The sequence below is a fragment of the Filimonas lacunae genome, assembly GCF_002355595.1.
Lineage (GTDB): Bacteria > Bacteroidota > Bacteroidia > Chitinophagales > Chitinophagaceae > Filimonas > Filimonas lacunae.
Window position 1 is genome coordinate 3,913,897 of record NZ_AP017422.1, and the last position, 11,956, is coordinate 3,925,852.

Below are 11,956 nucleotides of genomic sequence, written 5' to 3' on the forward strand. Positions count from 1 at the left end.
GCGGCTGTTCATTTAAATGAACAGCCGCTTTTTGTTATTATAAATGAGGTTGCAATGTACTTTTTACCGCGTGCCTGTAACAGGAGTAATACCTCTGCCATAAGACTTAAATTGTACAAACCCATCTTTATATCCAATTACATTTCCATCTTTATTGGAAAGCATCTGGTATTCAAACGGAAGCACTACTTTGTTTTCGTAAGTAGTAAGCACGCCATACTTTCCGCTCTTTTTAGCTATTACCAGAAAAGTGCTCAGATAGTCCAGATCTTCATATTCAAAAGGAATCAGCGCTTTACTTTCAGAACTGGCATCTGCCTTCTGTTCCACCATACCATATTTTCCTTTTTTAACAGCAATGAACGGAGTTTTATAAGTATTAGACTCGCTATAACGACTGGTTACAGAAGGCACCAGGTCGTCATATATTATATCCAGTATCCTTTCACCTGTGTTGGTGCAAACACCCACTTTACCATGTTGCTTTACCAGGAAGTAGTTATTCCGGTAAGAATTATCAATAGATATGGATTTAATATAATCGAAGTTAACCGGCAGTATCACATTCAATTCGCGCCCCAACAGACCGTACTTATCTTCTTTTTTCAATAAAAAAGATTTTTCAGTAACAGTAATGGCATTGTATTCCAAAGGCAATACCACTTTACCATTCATGTTAATTAACCCTTTCCTGCCTTTTTGTGTGGCAACAAGTAATGGATGATAATATATCCTGGTTAAATCGTCATATTCAAATGGAGCAACAACGTTTCCTTCCCGGTTTAGCACTCCATATTTTCCATTTTTACGAGCAATAAAATAGCTGCTATTGTCTGTGTTGTTGCTTATCCTTTCCAGTTTATCATATTCAAACGGGAACAGGATTTTACCCGTCAGGTCTATTACACCAAAGCGACCATTCGTCTCTGCAACAGCAAAATCGTCATAAACATATAAATAGCTATACCAATCTTTAGTTACAGGTTTACCATTAAGCCCCACAAACGTATACTTATCATCTTTGGTTACCTTGATATACTCCCTGCTGACAGCGATTTTAGAATATTCAAAAGGCAACACCACTTCTTTGCTTACCACATTAATAAGCCCGTACATATCGCCCTGCTGAGCCACAAATAAATGCTTGCCACTGGAAGTGCTTTCCAGGTAGGAATAGTCAAACGGCAGTATCGCTTCCCCGTTCTCAGAAATAATGCCTGCCTTGTTTTTAATAGTAGCGATATAATAGGTTTGCTCGTCAATAGTAAAACTACTTAAGAGATCATATTTACAAGGTAATACCATTTCGCCCCTGGCATTTACAATTCCATATTTACCATTGATGGTAACTGTAGCCGTATTACCTGCGCCGTAAAAGGCAGCGCTAAAGCTTTCAAAAATAAAAGGCGTCAATTTTTTGCGGCTAGCTGTTTCTATAATAGCATATCGCTTATTATTGTAACTTTCTCCCTTGTATACAATACTGATTCCTTTATCGGCATAATTTTCAGAAAGGTAATAAGCGCCATCTTCATCGTTATAGTACCGCGAACCACTTCCACCACCGTACACTCTATTGGCCTGCGCGGGCGCTTCTACAACGGCGGTTTCCAACATTTCAACAACTGCAGGCGCTTCTTCTTCCTGCAGCACCTGCTTTTGGCTGGCAGTATCACTCTTAGCAGCTTTAGCTGTTTTTTTAACTTTTACCTGGGCAGTAGCTCCCAAACCAGCTACCAGTAAAAATGCCACGAATAATTGCTTCATTAAGGGTTTATTTGTCGGTTAACAGTTGTTTTACAGCCGCTAAATTAGTGTTTAGATATATATAAGTAACACATATCTAATTGCCCGGAAGCATGGTGGACATTAATAAAATGTTACCAGGCCTGCCTTATATTCCTGTATCCCACTCTATTAATCCTACCTGAACGGTAAATACCTGTTCTTTTTAACACGTAAACCCCGACTTTTGTATCCTCAAAACCAGTTTTATGAGTGTAATACCTGAAAGTGAACTGATTATCAATAGTCGCGGAGCTGTTTACCACCTGGATGTAAAGCCGGAGGAACTGGCTCCTACCGTTATTACAGTAGGTGATCCGGACAGGGTGGAGCAAATTAGCAAGCACTTTGATTCCGTAGAAGTGAAAAGACAACACCGTGAGTTTATTACACATACCGGTTTTATAGGTAAAAAACGTATTTCGGTAGTATCAACCGGCATTGGCCCGGATAACATTGATATTGTACTGAACGAGCTGGACGCCCTGGCCAATATTGATTTTGCCAGCCGTACCATCAAACCCGAGCTTACCTCCCTGCAAATATTTCGCATAGGCACCAGCGGCTCGCTGCAGGCGCATATTGAAGTAGACAGTTTTGTAGCGGGGACACATGGCATAGGTATTGACAACCTGTTGCACTACTACCGCCACGAGAATAATGATGAAGAAAAGCTCTTATTAAGAGAATTTAACGCACATACCCAGCTGGAAGGCCGCCTGTCGCCCTATATTGCCAGCGCAGCTACCAGCTTACTGAAAAAATTTGTAACAGGCTACCACAATGGAATTACGGTTACCTGTCCCGGATTCTATGGTCCTCAGGGACGTATTTTGCGTTTAGGACTGGCTAATCCGGAGCTGATTAACCGCCTGACGGAATTTGAGTATGGCAACCACCGAATCAGTAACTTTGAGATGGAAACCAGCGCTATTTACGGACTGGGTAAATTGCTGGGACACCAGTGTTTAAGTTTAAACGTGATTGTAGCCAACAGGGTTACCAAAAAGTTCACCAAAGACGGTGCTCTTGCAGTACAAAACCTGATAACCAATACACTGGAAATCATTGCTCAATAACTGAATAAGAACAGGAAAAGGATTAGAATGGAACTTCAATTTTACAAATACCAGGGTACCGGAAACGATTTTGTAATTATAGATAACCGCGATAACGCTATCAGCCTTACCACCGAGCAGGTGCATAAACTGTGCGACCGCCGTTTTGGTATTGGAGCGGATGGCCTGATGCTGCTGGGCAGCAAAGAAGGGTATGATTTTGAAATGGTATATTATAATGCTGATGGCCGCGAAAGCAGCATGTGTGGCAATGGTGGCCGCTGCCTGGTAAAATTTGCTTACCATATGGGCATTCACAAGGGTAAATACCATTTTATTGCTACAGATGGCCCTCACGATGCCACTATTGAAGACAACCAATGGGTACATCTGAAAATGAAAGATGTGGACGGCATTAAACAGCATTTTTCCGATTCTATATTAAATACCGGTTCGCCCCATTATGTAAAACCTGTAGGAGGTCATAAACTGGATCACTTTAATGTATTTGCAGAAGGTAAAGCCATTCGCTACAACGACACTTACGCCAAAGAAGGCATTAACGTAAACTTTGTAGAAGAACTGCCTAAAGGAATTTTCGTGCGCACCTACGAACGGGGCGTAGAAGATGAAACCTTAAGCTGCGGCACTGGTGTCACTGCTTCGGCACTGGTATTTGCGCATAACGACAATGGCTTTAACCGTGTAGAAGTGAAAACACTGGGCGGTCACCTGGCTGTTGAGTTTGACAAAACCGGCGAGGATACATTCCGTAACATCTGGTTATGCGGCCCTGCTGAATTTGTATTTAAAGGTACTATCAACATATAAAATTTATCCGGCTTATTATATCCCCTTCACCTTCCCATGATTCAATACTTTAAGAATATTAACAGCCAAACGGTTGAGATAGACAAACCAGAAGACGGCTCCTGGGTAAACCTGGTACCTCCTTTCAAAGAAGAGGAGTTTATTGGTTTAGGTGAGTCTATGGATATTCCGATTGAGTTTTTGCGGGATTCGCTGGATATAGATGAAAAGTCGCGGTATGAGGTGGCAGACAATGTACGCTTCATTGTTATCAAAACGCCAACCGAGAATAATTCCTTTAATGATAGTGATGCTTATTACATTACTATCCCTATTTGTATTATCCTTACCCACAACCATATTGTTACAGTAAACTCTTTTGATAACGGAGCCATTAAAAAGTTCCTGAACACTTTTCAAAAGCGCCACCCCGACAAGCGCAATATGATGGTGCTGAAGATATTTGAGAAGATTGTGCAAAACTTCATGGAGTATCTGAAAGAGATGAACCAGAAGCGCAATCAGTTTGAACAACGCTTATATGTAAGCAACCGTAACGAGGAGTTGCTGAACCTGATGCGTATTCAAAAAAGCCTTGTGTACTTTGTAACAGCTCTGCGTAGTAATGAGCTGTTGATGATGAAAATGGAAAGAACCAATTTTCTGGGGCTGAACGAGGAAGAAAGAGAGTTTTTGCAGGATCTGATAGTGGATACCAGCCAGGCGCTTGAGATGGCAAACACTTACACCAACATCCTTAGCAGCACTATGGATGCCTTTGCCAGCATTATCAACAACAACCTCAACAATATCATGAAAAGGCTCACGAGCATTACCATTATATTGTCATTACCCGCGCTGGTAACCAGTATCTACGGTATGAACGTAGACATCCCCTACCAACACTCGCCCCATGCCTTTTACACACCGGTAATTATATCCATAGCCTTGTCGGTAATTATCAGCGGGTATTTTATGAAGAAAAAATGGTTTTAACAGATGAAGTTCAACATTAGAGTTTACGGCATTTTAACAGACGACAACCACCGCATATTACTGGCTGATGAATTTATAAGAGGTGCTTATATCACTAAATTTCCCGGTGGTGGACTGGAGTTTGGAGAAGGCACCCGCGACTGTCTGAAACGCGAATTTCAGGAAGAAACCGGCTTAGATGTTACCATTGGTGATCACATTTATACCACCGACTTTTACCAGATATCTGCCTTTAATAATGTAGATCAGATCATCTGTATTTACTACTTCGTGAAATCGAACGAGCCTATTAATATAGTTACCCATACCACTCCGTTTGCTTTCACCCCGGAACAAACAGCCGATAAAACCACCGAGTGCGAAGTCTTCCGCTGGATTAACTGGGCCGATTTACAAAACGAAACAGTAACACTTCCTATAGATAAAGTGGTAGCGGATATTTTGAAGCAATTACCACCACGTTAATGTAAGTTAGAGCTGGGAGTGATCAGTTCTCATATAAATTGAATTCAGCACTCCCAACTAAAAGCTCACAACTATCCTGCTGCGGGAATATCCCCTGCATTCTCTTGTTGGCCCATTGCGGCCAGCTTCATTTGTTTGGCAGTACCATGGCCCAGGTACTTCTCTATCCGCTTTTCTGCCAGGTAAATAACAGGTGTTAACACAATAGCCATGATAAACTTGTAAGTATAATTTACCATACCTATGGCCAGTATCTGCTGCCAGGTGAAGACTCCGGAAAACGCAATAAACAATACGATATAGCTGTCTATGAGTTGAGACACCAATGTAGAACCTGTAGCACGCAGCCACATGTGTTTTTCGCCGGTGGCTTTCTTTATCTTATGAAACACGGCCACATCTACCAACTGGCTTATCAGAAAGGCAACCAGGCTGCCTATAATAATACGCATACCCTGCCCGTAAATACCTCCAAAAGCATCCTGCATATTGGGTATGCCATTTTTCACATTGGCGCCCAGCCAAAAATCGGCCGGTGGAACATGAATAGCAGTAAAGAACATCAAAAACGCATAGGAAATTAACAGAACGGCTGTCCACGAAATACGCTTCACCGCCCTGGGGCCGTAGTATTCATTAACAATATCCGTCATAATAAACTCCAGCGGCCATAATAACACGCCACAGGTAAGATTGAACGACAGGTTACTTTGACCAAACAAGGTGAAATTAGCAGGGGCAATATGTAACAGCTTTTCCAGCGAAAAAATTTTACCGCCTATACACTCCGCTATTAACGCATTGGCCACAAAGAAGGCTGTAAAGCCTAAAAACAATTTGGTGGGCTTATCTTTTAAAATCTGATGGATCATTTCAATGGGAGGAATATGATTTGTAATAAAAGAAAAATGAAGTTAACCAGCCGTAACCATTTAGGTATGGGAACTGCTTTTTTACCGATGAGTAGCCCGCCCGTCCATACATTCACCACCAGGTTCATAAAGGGCGCCAGCACCCAGCCCATAATAATCACAAACCCTTTTGTGTCATTACCCGGCAACAGGTCTTTAAACCTGATAAGAACACACAAAACAAAAAACAGGTTACATAAAAGCGCTACCCGCGACAAAAAAACTAAAATACGCATAATAAGGGCCCAAAATACCAATTAATTTGCTCGCCTGCCTTATTTTTAGCACCATTATTTCAACAGGTGAATCAAGTATTTTAGCTAGGTTTGCCCATCTCATTAAAATTTATATGAAGAATTTTCCATGGAAGCGGGTGGTGCCTCACCTCATTGCTATAGGCGTTTTCCTGCTGGTTACCTTTATTTTTTGCAGGCCGGCATTAGAGCCAGGCAAAACCCTGAACATGTATGATATGCAGCTGGTGAAGGGGATGCAGCAAAACTTAACCAATCACGTAGAAAAAGACGGCACATCTCCCCTGTGGTTGAGCAGCATGTTTGGTGGCATGCCGGCTTTTGTGTTAGGCGTTCCTGCTCCTACGCATCTTACAGAGTGGGTACATAAAATAATGACATTGAACCTGCCTGAGCCCTTCCAGTACTTTTTTCTTTGCTGTATCTGTTTCTATATATTTTGTATGTGCATAGGCGTAAGGCCTTACCTGGCCATTGGCGGCGCACTGGCATTTGCCTTTGCATCCTATGTGCCTATTATCATTTCTGCAGGTCACATCACCAAAGTATGGGCATTAGCTTACAGCCCTGCCCTGCTCGGTGGCGCACTGATGGTGTATAACAAAAAATACCTGTGGGGCTTTTTATTAACTGCCCTGTTTACCATGCAGGAAATTGGCCGTAACCACCAGCAGATAAGCTACTATACCTTCCTGATAATGGGCATTGCTACAATTGCTTATATAGTGAAGTGGGTAAAAGAAAAAGACCTGAAACATGCTTTTAAAGCAATAGCATTAGTAGCAATAGCCGGTACACTGGGTGTATTAACCAACGCAGTAAACCTGTTCACTACTTACGATTATGCCAAACATTCTAAACGTGGTGGTCAGCTGATTTTACCGGAAAGGAATAAAGAAACTGCTGATTCAAAAACTACCAAAGAAGGTTTTACCAAAGGTTTATCGCGCGAGTACGCTTACCAGTGGAGCTACGGCAAACTGGAAACCTTTACCTTAATGTTTCCCGGCGTAATGGGCTACGGCGCACGAGGCGGCGAACTGAATGAAAATTCACATATAGCTAAAGTTTTAGAAGAAAAAGCCAATTACCCTTCAGACCAGGCGGGGGACTTTGCGAAGTCTTTCTCCGGTGCTTTATACTGGGGCGATCAGCCTTTTACCGATGGCACCGTTTACCTGGGTGCAGTAGTATGTTTCCTGTTCATATTTGGATTGGTATACGTAAAAAGCATTCACAAATGGTGGATACTGGGCGCTTCTATACTAGCCATCATCTTATCGTGGGGACACAACTTCCCGGCCTTCAACAATTTTGCGTTTGACTACTTCCCATTCTATAATAAGTTCAGGGCACCTACCATGATATTGGTAATTCCGCAGTTACTATTCCCGGTTCTGGGTGTAATGGCTGTGCAGCAACTACTGGACTCTACGGAAAGTAAAGCGGAATTATTCAAGCAATGGAAAGTTACCTGTATAGCTACCGGTGCCGTGTTTGCACTGGCGTTGTTCATGTATATGTCGCTCGACTTTAAAAACGAGAACACACAAAGAACAGCTGAGTTTAACAAGATCATTTCCTCTAACAGCCCTACTGCTCAACAGCAATTACAGGCGCTGAACGAAAAATATCCTGCGCAAACAGACAACAGGATGTATGAAAACCTGGTATATCAAAGCAAAGGTAATACGGAAATGGCGCAGGCTATTGTAAAGGCTTTACACCAGGACAGGGCCGCCACTTTTGGAAAAGACATCATGCGTTCACTTCTGTTTATCCTGCCTGTGGCTTTACTAATGGGCCTGTTTATCCAGCAAAGAATATCTGCCAATATCTTACTGGCTGCTATAGGTATCTGTATCATCACCGACCTGTTTTCTATAGACCAGCGTTACCTGGGTGAGGACAGCTATGTAGATGCCGACCAGCTGTCGAATCAAAACTTCAGTAAATCAGAAGCAGATGCTACCATCCTGGAAGATAAAGAACCAGACTTCCGGGTGTTAAACCTGGCTTCTGGTAAAGATCCTTACCAGGAATCACTTACATCTTACTACCACAACTCTATTGGCGGTTATAGCCCTGCTAAAATTGGTGCTTATGATGACCTGATCACTTACCAGCTGGCAGGTCAACCCAATGTACAGGTAATTAACATGCTGAATACTAAATACGTTATTCAGAACAATCCACAAACCAACAAGCCGGTAGCTCAATTAAACCCGGGCCGTTTAGGCAATGCCTGGATTGTAAAGGCAGTGAAATTTGTAGATGGACCAGCCAATGAAATGAGGGCGTTAGATCATTTTGATGCCAAAGACACAGCAATTGTACAGGATACTTACAAATCGCTGATTCCTCAAAATCTCACTTACGATTCAACCGCTACCATTAAACTGGTGAAGTTTGATAACGACTCGTTAAGCTACGAAACCAATGCAACAACACCACAGGTGGCTGTGTTAAGTGAAATCTACTACGAAGCAGGCTGGAACATGTATATTGATGGTAAGAAAACAGACTATTTCAAAACCAACTACGTGTTACGCGGTATGGTGGTGCCACAAGGCAAGCATACAGTAGAGTTTAAGTTTGAGCCACTGTCGCACAAATACTCTTACGCTGTTGCTAAATTCTCTAACATCATCATTGTATTGGTGTTCCTGGGAATAGTAGGAAGCGCTATCGTTAAAAAAAGAAAAGCTACTGCATAAGGCAGTAGCTTCTATATAACAAAAACCCTTTTCAATACCTGTTGTTAAATAGGCTTTGAAAAGGGTTTTTTAATGATATAACGTATCGCTATAAACAGGTGCCTGATAAAGTTAGCCACAGCGCCATAATGTTTGCTTAGGATAGCATACCGCTCTTTCCAGGCTTGTTGCTGCCGCTCTTTGGAAGTACCGCCTGTTCTGAATTTAGCTACAATCACACCAGCATTCACCGTTGTAGCAGCCTGCTTTAAAGTAGTAATCATCCAGTCAATATCAGAAGCTATTTTATATTGTAAATCGTAAGTAGCTGCAACGGCACGCTTCACCAGGAATGCCTGGTGCGACACCACCATTCCATATTGTAAACTCTTCCAGGTAAGCACAGCCGGTAATTGATGCGGGGTTACTTCTGAACGCAATCCAATGTCTTTCCCTTCGCCATCCATCACCATTACATCACCATATATCACATCTGCATTACCACCTGCCTGCATCATCTTCTCCAATACATCGGGTGCGAAAAAAGCATCATCAGCGTTTAAAAAGAAAACATACTCCCCTGTGGCCATTGCCATGCCTTTGTTCATAGCATCGTACAGTCCCTTATCTTTTTCACTGATCCAGTGGCTTACTATATCTGTATGGCTTTCGATAATAGCAACAGTATTGTCTTTTGAACCACCATCCACCACTATATATTCTATAGCACTGTAAGTTTGTGCTTTTACGCTGGCAATAGTTTGCTCCAGCGTTGCTGCGCCATTATACACTACTGTGATCACTGATATTATTGGCTTGCTCATTCCCGCTATTGTATGCGTTTATAAATTTCAATGGTTTTAGCCGCTGCCTGCTCCCACGAGAATAGCTTTAAACGCTCTTTACCTTTGGCAACCATGGTTTCCCTAAGTGCCTGGTCATTAATAAGCGATGCTATCTGGTGGCGCAACTCTTCTTCATTATGCGGATCAGCATATAAAGCCGCCTCCCCTCCCACTTCGGGTAAGGAAGAAGCGGTAGACAATACAGCCGGGCAACAACAGGCAAATGATTCCAGTGCCGGAATGCCAAAACCTTCATATAAAGAGGGGAATACAAAGCACAAAGCATTCTGGTACAGGTAAGCCAGCTTCTGATCGTTAATGCTCATCTGCGTCAGCTGCTCGCTGATGCCTTCTTTGGCAAACCAGGCCAGCTCATCACCCGAAAAATTATTGTTGACAGAATAACCACCGGCAGCAATCACATGCAGGCTTTTATCAGCTTTCAGCAATGGAATAACCGCCTTCATAAAGCCTTCAAAGTTTTTATATTTAGCCCGGGAGCCAACATATAACACATATCGTTCGGGCAAAGCAGGCATGCCCGAAGGCATTTCCGTTACCGGCTGCAGCGAGTTACCCAGATGTACTACATCCACCCTGTCTTCCGGAATATGATACAACCGCATCAGATCCTGCTTGGTATGTTCTGATATGGCAATAATGCGTGTAGCCGGAGGGATTACCTTTTTCTTAAAAGCAGCCGCCCTGTCTACCTTAAAGTACTGCGGATACAGTTCATGTATCATATCGTATACGGTTAACACATACGGCTTTTTGCCCAGGTATTTTAAGAAGTAGGGGTTATAGTAAGTGGGATGAAAAATATCAAACTCCTGCTTTTTCAGCTCACGTACTACTTTGCTATAACTACTGTTAGGATCTACCTTGCCCAGTAATTTTACCAAAGCCTTCTTACCCTTGAAATCTTTTACGGCCGCCAGCCCGGTTACCCGGTACTTTTCATCCGCAAACTGCGGCATGCTTAATAAATAAGCATTATTTGTTTGGCCAATAGGTATAGTATATTCAAGATTTTCTTTCGTATTGTTCAATCCCTCAAAAAGAGAAGCATACAAGCGCGAAACTCCGCCGTAACGCTGCATATCAAAAGCCTGGCTATCGAATAAAATTTTCATTTAATTAAATGGTTTATTATACATCTTTCTGATGTTGTAAAACAATTTCCGCAGTACTACATTACTATCTATAATGGCAGCCAGGCGAACACTTTTGTCTTTATAAGGATTGTAATCAATATCCGGCTGCCACAAACGGGCATAATTCCGGCACTTTTCCACAAACGTTTTTACATTCAACCGGTTTCTTTCCGCATAAGGCACCCTTAGTAACCGGTGAGACAAACCTTTACAAAGCCAGTGAAGGTAACGCAGGCCATGCCTGTTTACTTCTGCCCGCAAAGCTGCATCCTGCTGTATAGCAGTGGCTATATATTGTACAAACTGTTCCAGTGCGTCTATACTCTTAATAGAAACCCGGGATACACTTTGATGGTTCCGGTACGAGAAACATTCTGCTAATGCTGTGGCTTTATAACTGATTGCGGTTAACTGATACCAGAGTACGAGATCGGAGAAAATAAGATCGGGGAAAAAAGGAATCCCCCCCAGTCTATCATAATCGGCTGAGCGCATCATATAGCCGGTAGCCATAGAATCAAAGGTGCCGGCCATGTTAACGCCCATATATTCCGGCGCATATTGCACTTCATCCATAGGCTTACAAGAACCTGTAACCTCACTATTTTCATTAATAAAGCGAAAATGCGCCTGGTACAAACTGGCCTGGGGATGTTTTTGAATCAGTGCATCCATTACCGACAAATAATTAGCATCCAGCACATCATCATGCCCCAGTATGGTCATGAATTCATTGCGTTGTATATCTTTTATCCTGCCCCAGTTGGCTTCAATACCCAGGCGGGAAGCGGTGGTGTAAATATGAATTCTGCTATCGTTCAGCCCTTCAATCCATTGCAGGGTAGCATCCGTACTACCACTATCCACAATATGTAAATCAAAGGAATCCAGCTCTTGTGCAAGCACACTTTCCACACAAGGTTTAATAAAACGCAAACTGTTATAAGTTGGTATAATGATGCTGTATTTCCTGTTCACC

At 42.4% G+C, this 11,956-nt stretch carries 11 protein-coding genes; 5 read left to right on the forward strand and 6 right to left on the reverse strand.

Annotated features, from left to right (window positions below):
• Positions 1 to 63: 63 nt before the first annotated feature.
• Positions 64 to 1,767 carry a WG repeat-containing protein gene (locus tag FLA_RS15445; protein WP_076377782.1) on the reverse strand — a complete coding sequence of 568 codons (1,704 nt, stop codon included), beginning with the start codon at positions 1,765 to 1,767 and terminating at the stop codon, positions 64 to 66.
• A gap of 227 nt (positions 1,768 to 1,994) precedes the next feature.
• Here FLA_RS15445 and FLA_RS15450 point away from each other — a divergent pair, with 227 nt between their 5' ends.
• Genes FLA_RS15450 through FLA_RS15465 form a run of 4 tightly spaced genes read left to right on the forward strand, consistent with a single transcriptional unit; the run spans position 1,995 to position 5,114 of the window.
• Positions 1,995 to 2,864, forward strand: coding sequence for a nucleoside phosphorylase (locus tag FLA_RS15450; RefSeq protein ID WP_076377780.1), 870 nt, complete (start codon positions 1,995 to 1,997; stop codon positions 2,862 to 2,864).
• 27 nt (positions 2,865 to 2,891) lie between these two features.
• Positions 2,892 to 3,674, forward strand: coding sequence for a diaminopimelate epimerase (gene dapF / locus FLA_RS15455; RefSeq protein ID WP_076377778.1), 783 nt, complete (start codon positions 2,892 to 2,894; stop codon positions 3,672 to 3,674).
• Between the two features lie 36 nt (positions 3,675 to 3,710).
• Positions 3,711 to 4,649, forward strand: coding sequence for a magnesium transporter CorA family protein (locus tag FLA_RS15460; RefSeq protein ID WP_076377776.1), 939 nt, complete (start codon positions 3,711 to 3,713; stop codon positions 4,647 to 4,649).
• A 3-nt stretch (positions 4,650 to 4,652) separates the two neighbouring features.
• Complete coding sequence (locus tag FLA_RS15465) at positions 4,653 to 5,114, forward strand: NUDIX hydrolase (protein WP_076377774.1); 462 nt, start codon at positions 4,653 to 4,655, stop codon at positions 5,112 to 5,114.
• A 71-nt stretch (positions 5,115 to 5,185) separates the two neighbouring features.
• Here the strand turns inward: FLA_RS15465 and FLA_RS15470 are convergent, their stop codons facing one another.
• Both FLA_RS15470 and FLA_RS31195 read right to left on the reverse strand, forming a co-directional pair.
• On the reverse strand, positions 5,186 to 5,986 hold the full coding sequence (locus FLA_RS15470) for a queuosine precursor transporter (protein WP_076377772.1): 801 nt from the start codon (positions 5,984 to 5,986) through the stop codon (positions 5,186 to 5,188).
• Positions 5,983 to 6,261, reverse strand: coding sequence for a hypothetical protein (locus tag FLA_RS31195; RefSeq protein ID WP_144263995.1), 279 nt, complete (start codon positions 6,259 to 6,261; stop codon positions 5,983 to 5,985). The genes FLA_RS15470 and FLA_RS31195 overlap by 4 nt, the downstream gene beginning before the upstream one ends.
• Before the next feature lie 113 nt (positions 6,262 to 6,374).
• Here FLA_RS31195 and FLA_RS15480 point away from each other — a divergent pair, with 113 nt between their 5' ends.
• Positions 6,375 to 8,996: a YfhO family protein gene (locus FLA_RS15480; protein ID WP_076377768.1), complete on the forward strand. Its 2,622-nt coding sequence runs from the start codon at positions 6,375 to 6,377 to the stop codon at positions 8,994 to 8,996.
• A gap of 44 nt (positions 8,997 to 9,040) precedes the next feature.
• On the opposite strand, the gene FLA_RS15485 is transcribed toward FLA_RS15480, so the two are convergent.
• Genes FLA_RS15485 through FLA_RS15495 form a run of 3 tightly spaced genes read right to left on the reverse strand, consistent with a single transcriptional unit; the run spans position 9,041 to position 11,955 of the window.
• Complete coding sequence (locus FLA_RS15485; RefSeq protein ID WP_076377766.1) at positions 9,041 to 9,799, reverse strand: glycosyltransferase family 2 protein; 759 nt, start codon at positions 9,797 to 9,799, stop codon at positions 9,041 to 9,043.
• 5 nt (positions 9,800 to 9,804) lie between these two features.
• On the reverse strand, positions 9,805 to 10,956 hold the full coding sequence (locus tag FLA_RS15490) for a glycosyltransferase family 4 protein (RefSeq protein WP_076377764.1): 1,152 nt from the start codon (positions 10,954 to 10,956) through the stop codon (positions 9,805 to 9,807).
• Positions 10,957 to 11,955, reverse strand: a complete 999-nt coding sequence (locus FLA_RS15495; protein WP_076377762.1) for a glycosyltransferase family 2 protein — start codon at positions 11,953 to 11,955, stop codon at positions 10,957 to 10,959.
• Position 11,956: the final 1 nt, after the last annotated feature.